The following is a 16309-nucleotide window of genomic DNA, read 5'->3' as shown; positions in this document are numbered from 1 at the left end:
ATGTCGTACAGAGTTGTATCCGCCCCGATGCGCCCCTCCCTCACCCTCGACGTGCTCGGCCGTTCGGTATCCCGGAGGGTAGGTCATCTTGGAACTTTCGCGGACTTGTGGTCTGGGATCAAACGGCCGGTTATGCGCGCTTCATGTCGCAGAGGCACTCTGTCGTATCGGCGCCGCAGCGGTCAGCCGGCCGCTCGTCGAGAGATCTCGGATCTCAACCGAGCAGCGCATCGAGCGCGCCCCTCGCCCGGAGGTCGGTGAAGCTGTGGGTCGGGGCGCATGCGGCGAGCTCTGCGAGGGCGTAGGTGCCGGTGGCCACGGCGATCGACTCGGCGCCGATCGCCCGGGCCGCCGCGATGTCCTTCGGGGTGTCGCCGATGACGACGACGCGGCACGCGTCGAGCGGCGCCTCGAGCATCGCCGCCCCGCGCGCGGCGCCGATGCGCAGGAGCTCGTCGCGGCGCTCGTGATCGCAGCCGAAGCCGCCGAACGCGAACCGCTCGTAGATGCCGACCCGGGTGAGCTTCGCCTGCGCCCCGGCGCGGACGTTCCCTGTGCCGAGGCCGATGGCGCACTTCGCGCGCCGGGCGGCGGCGTCGAGCGCCTCGATGACGCCGACGTGGACCCGGGTGTCGCCGGCGAGCGACATCTCCTGCGCGAGGATCTCGACGTAGATCGCGAGGAGCGCGTCGATGGCGTCCTCCGTGGCCTCGCGCCCGACCGTCTCGAGCCCTGTCCGGATGATGGCCCGGTCGGTCATGCCGGCAAACGAGAACGCCTCGCACGCGTCGCGCCGGTCGGCGTACCGGGCGAACGCGTGCTCCATGGCGCGCCGGCCTGCGCCGCCGGTGGAGAGCAGGGTGCCGTCGATGTCCCAGAGGAGCACGGTGGGGCGCATGTCCCCATGGTATAGACCGGCGCCGCCCCAGGGCGAGCGCGGAAGGGCGGCGGGCGCGACGGCCTCGTCGCGGCCTCGGCTGGCGGCTCGGCCGGGGGTCGTCGGCGTCATCGTGGGTCGACCGGCGCGGGGACTTCCGGTGGCTGGTTGAAGGCTCGCCGCGTCGCCCGCCCCGCGCGAGCTCACCCAGGTTGGGAGCTTCCGGAGCGTCGGCTGACCCATCGGCTGACCCAGACCCAGGTTGAGGAGCTGTCAGCTCGCCCCGTCAGCTCACCCAGGTTGAGGCGCCAGCTCAGGTTGAGGCGACAGCTCTCTGCGTCGCGTCGGCTGACCCAGGTTGAGAATTCTGGGAGCGTTAGCGCATCAAACATGAGAAAATTATACCGCTCGATGCAATGCGACGAGCTCGCCTTGATGTCGATCCTACATAGTGAGTGGTTCGAACGCAGCTGTGCGGTGATCTCGGGCGCCAGCTGATCCAGGTTGAGAACACAGTCAACTTTTGGGGGCAAAAGCTCATTTGGTGTGAGAATTTTTGTTCGCTGAACGCAATGCGCGCTGTTGGCCCTGGCGCCTTCTTGTCGCGTCGTTCGTCCTCACATCTTCTCTTGATGTCGAGCGTTTCGAGCGCAACCGTGCGGTGATCTCTGGTAAGAGAGGCGCTGGAAATCGAGAGAGCGCGTTGCCCGAGCGCCCGTGCCAGGCCCTCGACCCTGAGCCCGAGGCGCTCCACGCCTGCGGCGCCCTCGCGACCTGCGCAGGGCGCCCTCGCCGCGCGGAGGAGACCCGGAAGACAAGACCATGCGACGCCCGCTGCTCAGCCCGATCACCGCGATCCTGCTGCTGCTCACCTGCCCAGCGCCGGCGGCGGCAGCGCCCCTCCCGCAGCGGCCGCCGCCGACCGGGCCGGAGCGTGAGATGCTCGACGAGGCGAAGCGGCTCCTGGACGAGGGGCGGCTCGCGGACGCGCGCGACATCCACCTGACGCTGTGGGGGCTCACGAAGAGCGCCTCCGATGCGTTCCGCGTGGGGATGCTGTCGTTCAGGCTGCACGACTTCGAGAGGGCGGCGGAGTTCCTCTCGATCTACTTCGACATGGTCGGCACCCCCGACGCCCCGAAGATCTGGGTGCCGCCGGGCTTCAAGGAGAGCTACGAGCTCGCGAGGGCCAATTTCGCGGAAGCGCGGCGGCACGTCGGCGCGCTCGATGTGCGCGTGAGCGAGCCTGGCGCCGCCGTGCTCGTGGACGGGCGGCAGATCGGTGTGTCCCCGCTCCCGCGCCCCGTGTACGTGGCTCCCGGCCAGCACCGCGTGAGCGGACAGCTCGCCGGGGCGCAGCGCGAGGACGTGGCCGCGGTCGACGCGGGCGGCGAGAGGACCGTCTGGCTGACGTTCCCGCGCTCCCGAGCCGAAGCGCCAGCGCATCCTCCGGTGAGCAAGGTGGCCTCGCGGCCCGTCGCGCCACCGCCTCCTTCCACGCGCAGCCCCGCGCTCCGGTGGTGGACTGTGGGCGCGCTCGCGGCCACGTCGGCCGCCTTCGCCACCGTCGGGGCCCTCTCGGTCGTGGAGGCCAACGACGCTGCCGAGGAGCGGGACGCCGCCTTTTCCCGGGCGGAGCGGGAGGTCTTCCATTGCCGGCCGGGGCTCCCTGCCTGCGACGCATATGCCGACGCCGATGGGCGCACGAAGACGTTCACGGCCCTGTCCGTGGGCGCCTTCGTCGGTGCGGGTCTTTCGGCCGGCGGCGCCGTGGCCGCGGGGTTCCTGCTCGCGCCACAGGCAAAGGTCCGCGTGGAGGCCGCGGGGACCGCCCCGGGCCTGGGGCTCTCGTTTTCGTGGTAGCGCCCGAGCTCCGCAGAGACGTGCTCCCGCGCGGAGAGCCGACTTCATCTTTCTGAATGGCAGTTCATCTTTGGTGGAGAATTTGCGGACGTTGATCGCAATGCGAACAGCACGCGTCGATCGACGCATGGCTGGGATCTCCACGATCCTCCGGACGAGGAGGCCTGATATCATGGCTCCAATGTGGCAGCGCGGGCTGTGCGCTTCCGGCGCGGTGTTCCTGGGCTGCTTGCTCTGGGCTGCCTGCAGCGGTGACGCCTATGTCGATGTGGAACAGGAACCTCTCTGCGATTCAACCGCAGACTGCCACCCCAAGCTGAGCGGAACGCAGTGCATCGACGGGCGCTGCCGGTGTCCGGACCCGGAGGAGGCGCGCTGCTGCGAGCCCGGTGCGAGGGAGGAAGACGGCGATTCCTGCAAGCGGGAGTGTCGGCCCATCAGCGAGTGCAACGCCATGCTGTGCAAGACAGCCGAGGATTGCCCGAAGCCTGCGGACCCCCGCTGCGGCGAGGCCATGTGCGACGCGGAGGTCTGCAGGCTCGCCCTGCGAGAGCGATTCCCTAACCAGCGGGCTGGCGATTGTGTGACCCTGCGCTGTGACGAGGCTGGGCGGGTGGTCGCCGAGGCCGACGACGGCGACGTCTTCAACGACGGCAACGAGTGCACGATCGACGCATGCGTGCAAGGGGTCAGCGTGCACCGTCCGAGGGCAGCGGGGAACGCCGAAGAGGGTTCCGGGTACTGCGATGGCGAAGGGCATCTGGTCGGATGCCTTCGCGACGAGGACTGTGGGACCCCCTCGTACGCCTGCTCGACATCGGGCACGTGCGTCCTCGAGTGGTGCGACAACGCCATCTTTGACGATGCCTCGGGCGAGACGGCGCGGGACTGCGGTGGCCGGTGCCAGCCTTGCAGGGCAGGACAGCCGTGCACGGCCGACAGCGACTGCATCGAGGGTGCGTGCGGCTCGGACATGCTGTGCAAGGAGACGAGCTGCCGTGATGGCATCCTGAACGGCGCCGAGACCGACGTCGATTGCGGCGCGCCGTCGTGTCCCGCATGCGCCGCCAGCCGGCGGTGCGACGCTCACGAGTCCTGCCAGAGCGGTGTGTGCGCGGACGGCAGGTGCCGTCGCCCGACGTGCGAGGATGGAGTGATGAACGGCAACGAATCAGGCATCGACTGCGGCGCGAACTGCCCCACTGCCTGCCCGCTGTTCATCTCAGGCGAAGAGACATGAAGAAAGGCAACATGACCACGAGCAGGCACCTTTGGGCCGCCGGCGCGATGCTCTCCGTGGCCTCGCTGTGGATCGCGTGCTCGGAGGGGGCCCCAGCGCCTCCGCCGGAGCGCCCCGAGTGCGTGACCGAGTACGATTGCGACGACCCGCCGGACCCCGCCTGTGGCACGGTGAAGTGCGTCGATGGCAAGTGCCAGCGAGAGGTGGGGGAGTACCGGGGCCAGTACCCCGGCGACTGCATGACGATCGCGTGCGACAGGGACGGGCAGAAGGTCGTCTTGCCCGCGCCGGACGACGTGCCGGACGACGGCAACCCTTGCACGGATGACTTCTGCGACGGCGCGCATCAGCTGAACGAATGGACCCGGCGAGGTCCGGCCCCTGACGGCTCGGGGCTGTGCGACGGCCAGCAAAACCTGGTCGAGTGCCTGTCGGACGCGGACTGCGGGGACACGACCATGTACTGCTCACCGCGCAGCAAGTGCATCCCGCTCGACTGCGACAATGGCGAGCTCGATGTAGGCACCGGCGAGTCCTATGTGGACTGCGGTGGCCTCTGCGATCCGTGTCGCCCGACGTACCCGTGTACCACGGGCGAGGATTGCAATACCGGTGTGTGCGGCTTCGATGACCGGTGCAGCTTTGCCACGTGCAGCGATGGCATCCAGAACGAGCATGAGGTCGACATCGACTGCGGATCCAACTGCCGTACCTGCGCCGCTGGAGACAAGTGCATCGACGGCCCGGATTGCCTGACGAAGGTGTGCTTCCAGGGCAGGTGCCAGCCGCCGAGGTGCGATGACGATCGCCAGAATGGCCTGGAAATAGGTGTAGATTGTGGTGGTGACTGCCCTCCCTGCCCGGAGGGGCTCCCCTGAGCGGAAGGCGCATCGTCGCCGTCTCCCTCAAAAAGCACGGGAGCGAGGCGGATATCATGAGCAATATCGCGAGGCCGGCCGTGATCGCGGCGCTGGGTCTTTCGGGAGTGGCGTGCGCGCCGGACGAGTACCGGCCGCTCGCGGAGAACGACGCTGTTCGCATCGACGTCTACGGGTTCGAGCCGCCCCTCGTCCGCGATGGCGTCACGTACCGGGGCGAGGTGGAGGGCTACGTCTGGAAGACGGACAACCCCAATGCCTTCGGTGTCCGGAAACACGACGACGGGGAGTATCTCCCCGACAGGTTCGTCGTGAGCAACGGCCTCGAGGAGACGACGCTCCGCTGCGTCCTCTACGAGGACAGCTATCCGGAGGACGACCTCATTGCCACCTTCTGTCGCGGTCAGTTCATCCAGGCCGAACCCGGCCGTGGGATCCGTGCCACCTTCAACGAGTTTGACGGCTGGGAGGTCGTGATGCCCGAGCTCTCGAAGCTCACGTCTCCCGAGCAGGACATCGAGTTCAGCCTCAGCTCCGGCGAGGATCTGGTGCTCTCGTGGGAGCCGCTAGGCGCGGACGACCGGATGGGATGGTCTCTCGGACCCGTCAGCTTCGACGACCCAGGGCCGTGTGTGGATGACGTAGAGTGGTACCGTTCGGACGGGTCCATGGATGACACCGGGGCGTTCGTCGTTCCCAGGGACTCGTATCCCACGGGCCTGCCCCCCGAGGGGTGTCAGGCTTTCCTTCGGTTCGACCGCGGCCGGCGCGGGACCATCGATCCTGGCGTCCAGAGGGGCTCGATCTTCGCGCGCCAGTCTTACGAGGTACGGATCACGCTGAAGCCGTAGCTTCGTTCAAACGGGAACGTGCACAGGTTGGGTAGTGCTCAAATTTGCCCGGAGAGAGTTCACATGAAGGCGGGAAGATCATTGAGCTTTTCTTCCCGCCTTGCCGCCTCCATGTTCAATTTTGAGCACTACCCACAGGTTGCCCCGTGCGGCGCAGCCGTCTCTTGCAAAGACGTCGGATCGTGGAGGATCTCATGAGAGACATCGTGTGGTTGGCTTTGGTCGCCGTCCTGGGTCTTTCCGGGGCAGCGTGTGGGCCGGACGAGTACCGGCCCTTGGCGGATAACGAGGCGGTCGTCATCCGGGTCTACGGATACAACGTGCCGATCGTCCGCGATGGCGTCGAGTACCTGGGCGAAGCGGAAGCCTACGTTACGAAGGTGGACGCCAGCGGCGGGTTCGGTGTGCGAGATCCCGGGGACGGGGAGTACCTCCCCGACAGGTTCGTCGTGAGCAACGGCGCCGAGGAGGCGGAGCTCGCCTGCTACTGGTGGCATGACAGCAAGCCGGAGGACAACCTCATCGCCGCCAAGTGCCGCGGTTATCTCAAGCACGCCGAGCCGGGCCGCGCGATCCGCGCCCGATTCAACGACCTCGACGGCTGGGAGATCGTGATGCCCGAGCTCTCGGAGCTCACGTCTCCCGAGCCGGAGAGCGTGTTCAGCCTCGGCTCTGGCGAGGATCTCGTGCTGGCGTGGGAGCCGCTGGGCAAGGACGACATGATGAGATGGTCCATCGGACCTGTCAGCTTCGATGAGCCGGGCCCTTGTCTGGATGACGTATCCTGGGTCGACTCGTCGGGGGAGGTGGACGACACCGGCTCGTTCACCGTTCCCGAAGGCTCGTACCCCACGGGGCTTCCCGCCGAGGGCTGTCAGGCCTTCGTGCGCTTGAGCCGCGGTCGGGACGGGACCATCGATCCTGCCGCCCCGGCGGGTGTGATGTTCGGTATGCAGGTCTACAAGATGCGGATGACGCTGAGGCCGTAGCTCCGTCCGGCAGGCGCGCGCGCAGGTCGGGCCCGCCAGATCTTCGCTGGCCTTTCGCTGGCGCAGCGCAGAGCTCCTTACTATCCAGCAGCCTGCTCGACGGAGAGCGCCGGCGCTCGCTTCCTGCTTCCGCCGATGTCATCATGGCGCTCATGCCCCCCGCGCCGGCGATCCAGCGAGAAGACCTTGTGGGCGGGGGCCGAGCGATCTTTTGCTGCCGGCAGCCCTCACCGGTGCAGCCGGTCATGCGGGCGTCCGTGACCCACGCCTTCGCCGCGCTGGCGTTCTACACGAGCGGCTCTTCTCGCATCGAGCAGCGCGGTCGATGGAACGTTGAAGCTGGAGACGTCCTCCTCGTGCCTGCCGGACAACCGCACCGCTCGATCGAGAAGGCGGCCCCGGACTGGATCGGCGTTGGCTTCTGTGTCCCCTGCTTGGCCGCCGAGGAGGCGGGCAGCTTGCTCGAGCCGTTCGAGCGCGTGCGCGCCGGCGCATCCCCCGTCGTTCGGGTGCCCACGGATCGTCACGCGCACATCGAGATGCTGCTCCGCGAGCTCATGCGCGTGACGGAATCGCGCGATGGCGGCGCTCCCGACGTCGTCCAGCGGAGCCTCCTTGTGCTCATCCTCAACGAGGTTCAGCAGGCAGCGCGCTCGCAACACCCTGCCTCGCCATCGCCGGGAGTCGTCGTCGATGCCCTTCGCTTCATCGAGCGAAACTGCCTTCGACCGCTCTCGCTCAAGGACGTCGCGCGATCCGTGGGGCGGAGCCCGGCGTACGTGACGACGGCGCTCTCCCGGGCGACGGGCCGGAGCGCGGTCGAGTGGATCGTGGCTGGGAGAATGGCGGAGGCTCGCCGCATCCTCCTCCACTCCGACGAGAGGGTCGAGATCGTCGCCGAGCGCGTCGGCTACGCGGACGCGACGCACTTCATCCGCATGTTCCGTAGAGAGCACGGGGCGACGCCGGCGGCGTGGCGCGCCGAAGCGCAGAGCAAGGGCCGCACGCTCACCCAGGAGACGGTGTCCGGCCGCACACGCTGAAGACGAGGTCGCCGACGAAGGTGGTATTGGCCTTCGTCCGTTCGGCGGCGAGACGTTCTTCCAGGGTGTCCACGTCGACCTCGGCCTCCGACGCCACGCCTCGCTGGACGATCCGCGGGAGCATCGCGCGAACGATGAGCGCGAGCTGATGCTGGATCTTCGGCGTCTGCACGATGGCCTCGGCCCTCACGAGCTGCACGGTCAGGCCCACTTCTTCAAAAACGCTCGGCATCTGGAATCCCATGTGGAGGCTCGCGCCCTCACGCTCGACGGTCCGCCAGATCCACTGGTGCACCTGGCGGTGCAGATCCATGGGCATGAGGCTGCCCTGGCCCATCGTCGGGTCGTTCTCCTGAAGCAGGATCAGGCCGCCGGCGCGCACGGCGCCGGCCATGGCACGCACCGCAGCGACAGGATCCGGCTGGTACATGAGCACCCTCCGGCCGACGGCGGCATCGAAGCGCTCGGCGGCGGGGGAGAGCGCGCCGAGGTCCCGCTCTTCGAAGGCGACTCGGCGGAGTCCCAGCTCGGCGGCTCGCCGGCGAGCGACCGCGATGGGCGCCGGATCGCGGTCTACCCCGAGCACGCAACCCCCTTCGCCGACGATCCGGGCGACCATGAAGCTCACGTCGCCGCGGCCGCACCCCACGTCGAGGACGCGCATGCCGGGAGCGATGCCGGCATCGCGCAGAAATCGTTCGGTCATGTCGTTGACCAGGTCTGTCATCGTCGTCTCCGCCAGTTCGTGTCAGCTCGCCCGTCGTTGCTGGTTTCACGCCGGGCTCGCGGGTCAGCATCCCTGCTGTTTGCAGGACTGTACGGACTGTCTGTCCTGCGCGGCAGTGCGTGTCTTTGTGCTGGATCGGCGGGGTTTGCGATCGGTGGGCGGCGGAAGTCCCGGGCGCCCGTCGCGACCGCCGCGGTGCGCGCCGCCGGCCAGATCGGGCCGCGCGTACCGTGCTCCCCGGCGCTCCGCCGTGCGCGGGCCCCGCTGCGCGGCCTGTGGCCGGCGTGACGCTGCCCGGTCACCCCCGCTCGGCCCCGCGCACAGCGGCTCAAGTTGCGCTACTCCTCCACCTAGATGGTGCTCCAACCGATTCGCGTGGCCGCGCTCGCCCTGGTGACGGGGCTTGTCCTCCTCGGATCTCCGGCGTGCAAGAAGGGCGGGGAGGCCTCGCCCGAGCAGGGGCGCAAGCCCGCGAAGCAGGGGCTCAGCTTCCCGGTCGAGGTCGTGCCCGTCGCGGCGGAGCGGGTCGAGTACGCCGTGCCGGCCGTCGGAGCGGTCGAGGCGTTCGAGCAGGTGCAGCTCACCGCGCGCGTCGCCGGCGTCGTCGAGGCGGTGCGGTTCATGGAGGGCGCCGAGGTCAAGGCAGGGCAGGTGCTCGTCGAGATCGACCCGGCCCGGTACAACCTCGCCGTCCGCGCGGCGCGCGCGACGCTCGATCGGATGACCGCCACCCAGGCCGAGGCCGCCGCGGGGCTCGAGCGGCGCGAGGCCGAGGGCGCCGACGGCGTCTTCAGCAAGGAAGACGTCGCGTCCTGGCGCTCGAGGGCGGCGACGACCGCCGCGCAGGTCGCCGAGGCGAAGGTCGCCGTCGACCAGGCGCTCCTGAACCTGCGCGACGCCTACGTGCGCGCCCCCATCCAGGGGAAGATCCAGACGCGCACCGTGCAGACCGGCCAGCACGTGCCTGTCGGCACCGTGCTCGCGACGCTCCTGCGCCGCGATCCGCTCCTGCTCCGCTTCCAGATCCCCGCGGCCGACGCCCCGCGGGTCAGGCCCGACATGGAGGCCCGTTTCACCGTGAAGGGCGACGCGCGGACCTACAGCGCCAGGCTGACGCACGTCGCCGACGCGGCGGATCCGGCGACGCGCATGGTCGCTGTGACCGGCGAGGTGCAGGGCGAGGGCAAGGAGCTGCTCCGCCCGGGGACCTTCGCCGAGGTGACCGTGCCCGTGGGCGCGAGCGGCGACGCTCCCGTGATCCCACTCACGTCCGTGCGACCGAGCGAGCGGGGGTTCCTCGCGTACGTGGTCGACGGCACCACCGCGCGCGAGCGCGTGCTCTCGCTGGGCCTGCGCACGCCCGACGGGCGCGTCGAGGTCAAGTCGGGCCTCTCCGTGGGAGAGCTCCTCGTGGCGCGCGGCGCGGAGGCGTTGCGCGAGGGGGCGCAGGTCCGCATCGCGGCGCCCGGCAGCGTGCCGGGAGGCCAGGCCGCGGGGCACCACCCCGAGGGAGGCGCAGACGCCAGCGCGTCCGCGGCCGGCGCGTCGCCGCCCGCCGCCTCGTCCGGCGCGTCGCCGCCCGCCTCGTCCGGCGCATCGCCGCTGACCGCTCCCGCCAGCTCGTCACGGAGCGTGCCGTGAGCCTCACCGAAGCCTGCCTCAGGAAGCCGGTCTTCGCCTGGATGCTGATGGCCGCGACCATCGTCTTCGGCCTCGTCGCCGTTTCGCGCATCGGCATCAGCCAGTTCCCCGACGTCGACTTCCCCACCATCACCATCTCCGCCACGCTGGAGGGCGCCGCCCCCGAGATCATGGAGCACGACGTGGTCGAGCCGCTCGAGGAGGCGGCCGTCCAGGTCGAGGGGATCCGATCGATCACGTCGACGTCGCGCCAGGGGAGCGCCTCGGTCACCATCGAGCTCGACCTGTCGCGCGACGTCGACGTCGCGCTCCAGGACGTTCAGACGAAGATCTCCCAGGCGCAGCGGCGGCTGCCGCTCGACCTCGACCCGCCCGTCGTCTCCAAGACGAACCCGGAGGACCAGCCGATCATGTGGGTCGGGCTCTCCGGCCCCTTCTCTCCCCAGCTCGTCGCCGACATCGCGCGTTACCGGCTGAAGGAGAAGCTCCAGACGGTGCCCGGCGTCGGAGAGCTCACGCTCGGCGGCTACCTCGAGCGCAACGTCCGCATCTGGCTCGACGCCGATCGACTCGCCGAGAAGGGGCTCACCGTCGCCGACGTCACCGAGGCCCTGCGCCGCCAGCACATCGAGCTCCCCGCCGGCCGCATCGAGACAGAAGGGCGGGAGCTCAACGTGCGCGTGATGGGCGAGGCGCTCGATCTCGCGACCTTCAAGCGGATCGTCCTCCGCCAGGGCGATCCCGGCTCGGCCGCCCAGCCGGGCGCTGCCGCCCAGGCGGCGGGGCCGCCGTCGTCGGCGCGCGCCACGGTGTACCTGGAGGACGTCGCGCTCGTCGAGGACGGCTTCGAGGACGTCCGCCGGCTCGCCCGGGTGAACGGGGAGCCGGCCCAGGGCCTCGGCGTGAGGAAGCAGCGCGGCTCGAACGCGGTCGAGGTCGCCCGGGGGGTCCGGGCCGCGCTTGCCGAGGTCCAGAAGTCCCTGCCCGAGGGGATGGAGGTCGGCGTGAACTTCGACTCGACGAAGTTCATCGAGGAGTCGGTCCACGAGATCGAGCTCGAGCTCGGCATGGCCATCGCGCTCACGGCCCTCGTCTGCTGGATGTTCCTCGGCTCGCTCTCGAGCACGCTCAACGTCGTCCTGGCCATCCCGATGTCGCTGCTCGGCACGGTCGCCGCGATCTACTTCCTCGGCTTCACGCTGAACACCTTCACGCTGCTCGGGCTCTCGCTCGCCGTCGGCATCGTCGTCGACGACGCGATCATGGTGCTCGAGAACATCCACCGGCACGCCGAAGGGGGGAAGGACCGCGTCCGCGCCGCCCGCGAGGGCACGGCCGAGATCACCTTCGCGGCGCTCGCCGCGACGCTCGCCGTCGTCGCGATCTTCCTCCCGATCATCTTCATGGAGGGGGTGGTCGGCCGGTTCTTCCTCCAGTTCGGCGTGACCCTGTGCATCGCCGTGCTGCTCTCGTACCTGGAGGCGATCACCCTCGCGCCCGCCCGCTGCGCGCAGATCCTCGACGTCTCCCGCGAGGGCCGGGGCCGCCTCGGGCGGCTCGTCGATCGCGGCTTCGAGGCGCTCTCCCGCGGCTATGGCTGGCTGCTCGCCCGGGCGCTCCGGTTCCCGGTCGCGGTCGTCCTGCTCGGCGCGATCCTCTTCGCCGGCGCGATCGTCGCCATGCAGCGCCTCCCGACGGAGTTCGTCCCGTCGCAGGACCAGGGGCGGCTCCTTGTCCGCCTCCAGACGGCGGTCGGCTCGGACATCGAGGAGACCGACCGGCTCTTCCGTCGCGCCGAGGCGGCCGTGGGCGCGAACCCGGCGGTGGAGCGGGTCTTCGCCGTCGTCGGCGGCTTCGGCGGAGGGGGCGGCGTGAACACGGGCGTGCTGTTCGTCACGATGAAGCCGGCGGAGGAGCGGGCGCTCTCGCAGGCCGATCTCCAGGGCGCGCTCCGCAAGGAGCTGAACGGCTACCCCGGCCTGCGCGCCGTGGTCCAGGACCTCTCGCAGTCGGGCTTCACGGCCCAGCGCGGGTTCCCTGTCGAGTTCTCGATCCGCGGCCCCGACTGGGACGAGCTCACGAAGCACAGCGAGCGCATCCGGGCCGAGCTCGCGCAGAGCGGCGTCGTCGTGGATCTCGACTCCGACTACCAGCTCGGCATGCCCGAGCTCCGCATCGTGCCCGACCGGGCGCGCGCCGCGGATCTCGGCGTGAGCGTCGAGGCCATCGCGACGACGCTGAACACGCTGATCGGCGGCGGGCGCGTCGCCAAGTACAACGACAGCGGGCGCCGCATCGACGTCCGCGCGCGCCTGCTCGCGGAGCAGCGGAGCCGGCCCGAGGATCTCGCGCGCATCCAGGTGAGGAGCGCGTCGGGCGCGCTGGTCCCGCTGACGTCGGTCGTCACCTACGACGAGCGCCCCGCGCTCCAGGCGATCACGCGCCGCGACCGCGAGCGCGCGATCTCGGTCTTCGGCAACGTCGCGCCGGGGCGCTCGCAGGGCGAGGCGGTGGCCCGCGTCGAGGAGCTCGGCCGGGACCTGCCGGCCGGCTACCGCCTGGTGCTGGGCGGCGCGAGCGTGACGTTCCGCGAGTCGATGGGCGGTCTCCTCTTCGCGCTGGTGCTCGGGATCCTCGTCGCCTACATGGTGCTCGCATCCCAGTTCAACTCGTTCCTGCACCCGGTCACGGTGCTGACGATCCTGCCGCTGTCGATCGCGGGCGCCGCCTTCGCGCTGCTCCTGACCGGGCACACGCTCAACATCTTCAGCATGATCGGGATCCTCCTGCTCATGGGGATCGTGAAGAAGAACTCGATCATCCTCGTGGATCACGCGATCGAGGTGAGGCGCGGGCACGGCGAGGGGGAAGGGGAGGTGATGGACGCCCGCGAGGCGATGCTCCGCGCCGGCCCGGTGCGGCTGCGCCCCATCCTGATGACCTCGATCGCGACGCTGATGGCCGCTGTCCCGTCGGCGCTGGCGCTCGGCCCTGGCGCCGAGATCCGGGCTCCGATGGCCGCGGCGGTGATCGGCGGCCTCGTCGTCTCGACGGCGCTCAGCCTCCTCGTCGTGCCGGCGTTCTATGTGGTCGCGGACGACCTGCGGGCGCGCCTTGCCCGGCTCCGGCGGCCGGGCTCCCCGGCCGCCACGGGCTCACTTGGGGCCCTGGATCGGTGACCAGTCGGGGGGCGGGTTGAAGGCGAGGTCGATGAGTGATCCGAACGCCTCGCTCGTCAGGACGGTGGCTCCCGCTTCCACGTCTCCGCCCGCGACGAGCTCGGCCTTGGCGATCGCCGCCGCCGAACCGACCTTGGAGGGCAGCCACAGGTTCCCCTGCTGATCGAAGGCGATGCTCTCCGGAAGCGCCAGCACCCCCACTTCCAGTTGAACCTCGGGGGTGAGCTCCGCTGATGCTTCGAGATCGCCGGGCTCGAACCTGGCGATGGTGTTCGAGCCCCAGTAACCCACCCAGAGCGCGCCCTGCTCGTCGAACGCGAGCCCCGTCGGGTGGCCCAGCGGCCCGATCACCGGCTCGGGGGTGAGCGCCTTCAGCACCACGTCGGCGGGATCCCCGTCGTCCGCGGCGAGCCGCTCGGCCGCGTACATCAGCACCGCGTCCTGCTCGGCGCTCGCCACCCACAGGTTGCCCGATCCGTCGAACGCGAGCGCTTGAACGTTCTCGATCTCGTCTCCGGTGATGGTCACGGAGGGCTCCACCACGCCGGAGCCTTCGAGATCGGCCGCGTCGATCCTCAGCAAATGGTCGCGGATCCCGACCCAGAGGTTGCCGGCGGCGTCGAACGCCAGACCGCCCGCGGCGCAGGGGATGACGCCCGCGCACGCCTCGGACACGTCGAGCACGCGATCCGGGGCGGCCTCGCTGCTCTCGCCCAGCGTGTCGACGAGCCGCACGGTGATCTGGCCCGCGTTGGCCGAGACCCACAGGTTGCCGGCCCCGTCGAACGCGATCGCGCCCTGGTTGATGATCTCGGCGCTCCCCTGGAACGCGACGCTCGGCGTGACCTCGCCCGACTCGAGCAGCGCCTCGCCGTCGAGCGCGCCGACCAGCTGGTCGCCGTTCTGCGCGGTGAACCAGAGCTGGTGGCTCCCGGGCGTGAGCTCGTAGTTGAAGGTGACCTCGGTGGTCGCGCCGTCGGCGACGCAGGCGCTCTGCTCCGGGTCATCGGGCCGATAGACGAAGCCGACGCGTTCGTCCTCCGGGTAGTCGGCCACGCTGCCTGCGAGCAGCGTGTAGTCACCCGCCGGCGTGTCGAGGGACGCGCTCGAGACCACGCGCTCGTCCGGCACTCCCGGCGACGTCACGGCGACGTCTCCGGTGTCGTTCGGACTCACGATCTCGACGTCGAGCGTCCCGTCGCCTCCGGCTTCGCAAGCCGCGCCGCCACCTGCACCGCCGCCGCCCGAACCGGCCTCTGACGGGTCGTCGTCGTTGTCCCCACAGCCCGCTGAAATCAACGCTGTGAGCAGAACCCAGGAAAGTCGTCTCATGGGGCACGAGTCTAGGAACCCCGGGCAAGCACCGCAAAGAGCGTGTGGCCCCCGAACGCTCGATTTCGAAAAAAAGCGTGGATCCATCGCCGCGGGAACTGCTGGCCGGTCGGCCGTGACGCGCGCTTAACGGCGGTCGAGGAAGGCGGGAAGACGCTTGGCCGCCGAGAGACAGCATCAGGATCTCGCGCGGATCCAGGTGAGGAGCGCGTCGGGCGCGCTGGTCCCGCTGACGTCGGTCGTCACCTACGAGGAGCGCCCCGGGCTCCAGCCGATCACGCGGCGTTTGTCTTGACGGCGCAGTCACCGCGCCTATTCTGTGGAAGGGCGCCGCGGCGGTGCCGAATATTTGAGGCCCACCGGCCTCGGAAAGCTTGGGGATCAAGGCACAAGTTAAAGCAGCGATCGATATCTCGTTTGGGTTGGGCATGACCATCCTGGTCGTTGTGCTCGGAAGTTCGTTCACTGCGGTAAAGGATTTGCTCATGAACAATGCAAGCGTCGTTATGACATGTGTTTGGTGCGGAGTTGCGTTCCTGCAAGGGCCTTGATGGTAAATGCTCCAACCCAAACGAGAGATACGGTCGCCGTGGAGACTTGTGCTTCCCAAGAGTGACGCTAGAAGGTTCGAATCCTTCCCCTTGCACCAAGACGAACCATTGAAGCAGCACGCATCCGGCCGGTGCGGCGAGGCCAATGGGCTGTTTCCTGCGCCCAGTCGCATCGCGCGGAATAGGCTGCCAACTCGCCGCTGCTGCTGACGCCGCATCGAGCCTCTCTTCGCGTGGCGGGGCTCAATTCAGCAGAGCGCGAGGCGCTAGCCAGCGCAGCTCCGCTGACCCGCTGCAGGCGATCTCGGCGCCGAGATGAAGCATACCGCAGGACGGTCGCAATCTGGGGGGAGCGACGCGCGGACCTCGACGACAGGCCCACCGTCGGGTCCAGGCGTACGTTCACCGGCGGCGCTGCGGTCCCGGATCGGCGTGACGGTGCCGCGGTGCGCGGCTCGCCGTCGGCGCCGCTCGCTCTTGACCGCGTCAACCACGCGCTGCGCCGCCGCGTGCCCCTCGTGGTATCCTGCGGATCATGGAGCGAGCCATCCAGAACCCGCCGCCTGGCTTCGACGAGCTCACCGTGAACGAGCAGATTGAATACGTCCAGGCGCTCTGGGAGCGGATCGCGGCGAGGGAGGACGAGGTGCCGGTACCCGAGTGGCACAGCGCCGAGCTCGATCGCCGGCTCGCCGAGTATGAAGCAGCGCCAGACGCTGGCCGGTCCTGGGAAGAGGTCGAGGCCGACCTTCGTGCGAGCCTCGCGACGCGTCGATGATCCTGCTCATCGTACGCCCGTCTGCCGAGCTGGACATCCGGGAGGCGGCGGAATGGTACGAGGACGAGGAGGCCGGGCTGGGCGGACAGTTCGTTGATGAACTACGGCATATCGTCAGCCGGATCCGCGAGCTCCCGTCGCAGTTCCCCGACGTCGGGCGGGGGACTCGCCGTGCACTGCTCAGGCGATTCCCCTATGCGATCTACTTCCTGCTTCGTGGTGAAGCCGACCAGCGGGCGGCGGTAATCCTTGCCGTACTCCATCAGCGGCGCCGCCCGTCTGTTTGGAAGAAACGCACTCGAGACGAAGGCGGAGCGGGCTAACTCGGCGCCGGCGCCGACGCCGGCAGGATCCGGCCGG

14 protein-coding genes and 1 tRNA gene are annotated in these 16309 nt (G+C 69.5%); 12 read left to right on the top strand and 3 right to left on the bottom strand.

What is annotated here, in order from left to right; all coding sequences use genetic code 11:
- Positions 1 to 214: 214 nt before the first annotated feature.
- On the bottom strand, positions 215 to 898 hold the full coding sequence (locus tag WMF12_RS27935) for an HAD family hydrolase (protein WP_437850272.1): 684 nt from the start codon (positions 896 to 898) through the stop codon (positions 215 to 217).
- Between the two features lie 801 nt (positions 899 to 1699).
- Between WMF12_RS27935 and WMF12_RS27930 the strand changes: the two genes are divergently transcribed.
- The 6 genes from WMF12_RS27930 to WMF12_RS27905 all read left to right on the top strand — a co-directional run bounded on the left by WMF12_RS27930 (position 1700) and on the right by WMF12_RS27905 (position 7741).
- On the top strand, positions 1700 to 2740 hold the full coding sequence (locus WMF12_RS27930) for a hypothetical protein (protein WP_437850271.1): 1041 nt from the start codon (positions 1700 to 1702) through the stop codon (positions 2738 to 2740).
- A gap of 583 nt (positions 2741 to 3323) precedes the next feature.
- Positions 3324 to 3980: a hypothetical protein gene (locus tag WMF12_RS27925; RefSeq protein WP_437850270.1), complete on the top strand. Its 657-nt coding sequence runs from the start codon at positions 3324 to 3326 to the stop codon at positions 3978 to 3980.
- The gene (locus tag WMF12_RS27920; RefSeq protein WP_437850269.1) at positions 3977 to 4858 is read left to right on the top strand and encodes a hypothetical protein; all 882 of its coding nucleotides are present in this window, start codon (positions 3977 to 3979) and stop codon (positions 4856 to 4858) included. The genes WMF12_RS27925 and WMF12_RS27920 overlap by 4 nt, the downstream gene beginning before the upstream one ends.
- 56 nt (positions 4859 to 4914) lie before the next feature.
- Positions 4915 to 5709 carry a hypothetical protein gene (locus WMF12_RS27915; protein ID WP_437850268.1) on the top strand — a complete coding sequence of 265 codons (795 nt, stop codon included), beginning with the start codon at positions 4915 to 4917 and terminating at the stop codon, positions 5707 to 5709.
- 194 nt (positions 5710 to 5903) lie between these two features.
- Positions 5904 to 6698, top strand: coding sequence for a hypothetical protein (locus WMF12_RS27910; protein WP_437850267.1), 795 nt, complete (start codon positions 5904 to 5906; stop codon positions 6696 to 6698).
- Positions 6699 to 6943: 245 nt separating this feature from the next.
- Positions 6944 to 7741, top strand: coding sequence for an AraC family transcriptional regulator (locus WMF12_RS27905; RefSeq protein ID WP_437850266.1), 798 nt, complete (start codon positions 6944 to 6946; stop codon positions 7739 to 7741).
- Here WMF12_RS27905 and WMF12_RS27900 read toward each other — a convergent pair.
- Positions 7707 to 8468 (bottom strand): methyltransferase domain-containing protein, encoded by a 762-nt coding sequence (locus WMF12_RS27900; protein ID WP_437850265.1) that lies wholly within the window; start codon positions 8466 to 8468, stop codon positions 7707 to 7709. The two genes, WMF12_RS27905 and WMF12_RS27900, sit on opposite strands and share 35 nt — an antisense overlap.
- 354 nt (positions 8469 to 8822) lie before the next feature.
- Here WMF12_RS27900 and WMF12_RS27895 point away from each other — a divergent pair, with 354 nt between their 5' ends.
- Positions 8823 to 10109, top strand: a complete 1287-nt coding sequence (locus WMF12_RS27895) for an efflux RND transporter periplasmic adaptor subunit (RefSeq protein ID WP_437850264.1) — start codon at positions 8823 to 8825, stop codon at positions 10107 to 10109.
- Positions 10106 to 13288, top strand: a complete 3183-nt coding sequence (locus WMF12_RS27890; protein WP_437850263.1) for an efflux RND transporter permease subunit — start codon at positions 10106 to 10108, stop codon at positions 13286 to 13288. Before WMF12_RS27895 ends, WMF12_RS27890 begins: the two co-directional genes overlap by 4 nt.
- Here WMF12_RS27890 and WMF12_RS27885 read toward each other — a convergent pair.
- Positions 13265 to 14620, bottom strand: a complete 1356-nt coding sequence (locus tag WMF12_RS27885; RefSeq protein ID WP_437850262.1) for a Vgb family protein — start codon at positions 14618 to 14620, stop codon at positions 13265 to 13267. The genes WMF12_RS27890 and WMF12_RS27885 overlap by 24 nt on opposite strands.
- Before the next feature lie 157 nt (positions 14621 to 14777).
- Between WMF12_RS27885 and WMF12_RS27880 the strand changes: the two genes are divergently transcribed.
- The 4 genes from WMF12_RS27880 (at position 14778) to WMF12_RS27865 (ending at position 16272) form a co-directional block, all read left to right on the top strand.
- Positions 14778 to 14915, top strand: coding sequence for a hypothetical protein (locus tag WMF12_RS27880; RefSeq protein ID WP_437850261.1), 138 nt, complete (start codon positions 14778 to 14780; stop codon positions 14913 to 14915).
- Positions 14916 to 15158: 243 nt separating this feature from the next.
- Positions 15159 to 15269: transfer RNA gene (locus tag WMF12_RS27875), tRNA-OTHER, on the top strand.
- Between the two features lie 437 nt (positions 15270 to 15706).
- The gene (locus tag WMF12_RS27870; protein WP_437708192.1) at positions 15707 to 15949 is read left to right on the top strand and encodes an addiction module protein; all 243 of its coding nucleotides are present in this window, start codon (positions 15707 to 15709) and stop codon (positions 15947 to 15949) included.
- Positions 15946 to 16272, top strand: a complete 327-nt coding sequence (locus tag WMF12_RS27865) for a type II toxin-antitoxin system RelE/ParE family toxin (protein ID WP_437850260.1) — start codon at positions 15946 to 15948, stop codon at positions 16270 to 16272. The genes WMF12_RS27870 and WMF12_RS27865 overlap by 4 nt, the downstream gene beginning before the upstream one ends.
- Positions 16273 to 16309: the final 37 nt, after the last annotated feature.

It is taken from the genome of Sorangium sp. So ce363 (genome assembly GCF_051520435.1).
GTDB classification, from domain to species: Bacteria; Myxococcota_A; Polyangia; order Polyangiales; family Polyangiaceae; genus Sorangium; species Sorangium cellulosum_B.
Note: the sequence above shows the minus strand (reverse complement) of the source record. Positions and strands in the feature narration are given on the sequence as shown.

Coding starts and splice junctions, on each gene's coding strand:
- WMF12_RS27935 (WP_437850272.1), bottom strand. CDS start 898: ATGCGCCCCACCGTGCTCCTCTGGGACATCGACGGCACCCTGCTCTCC.
- WMF12_RS27930 (WP_437850271.1), top strand. CDS start 1,700: ATGCGACGCCCGCTGCTCAGCCCGATCACCGCGATCCTGCTGCTGCTC.
- WMF12_RS27920 (WP_437850269.1), top strand. CDS start 3,977: ATGAAGAAAGGCAACATGACCACGAGCAGGCACCTTTGGGCCGCCGGC.
- WMF12_RS27915 (WP_437850268.1), top strand. CDS start 4,915: ATGAGCAATATCGCGAGGCCGGCCGTGATCGCGGCGCTGGGTCTTTCG.
- WMF12_RS27910 (WP_437850267.1), top strand. CDS start 5,904: ATGAGAGACATCGTGTGGTTGGCTTTGGTCGCCGTCCTGGGTCTTTCC.
- WMF12_RS27905 (WP_437850266.1), top strand. CDS start 6,944: ATGCGGGCGTCCGTGACCCACGCCTTCGCCGCGCTGGCGTTCTACACG.
- WMF12_RS27900 (WP_437850265.1), bottom strand. CDS start 8,468: ATGACAGACCTGGTCAACGACATGACCGAACGATTTCTGCGCGATGCC.
- WMF12_RS27895 (WP_437850264.1), top strand. CDS start 8,823: ATGGTGCTCCAACCGATTCGCGTGGCCGCGCTCGCCCTGGTGACGGGG.
- WMF12_RS27885 (WP_437850262.1), bottom strand. CDS start 14,620: ATGAGACGACTTTCCTGGGTTCTGCTCACAGCGTTGATTTCAGCGGGC.
- WMF12_RS27870 (WP_437708192.1), top strand. CDS start 15,707: ATGGAGCGAGCCATCCAGAACCCGCCGCCTGGCTTCGACGAGCTCACC.
- WMF12_RS27865 (WP_437850260.1), top strand. CDS start 15,946: ATGATCCTGCTCATCGTACGCCCGTCTGCCGAGCTGGACATCCGGGAG.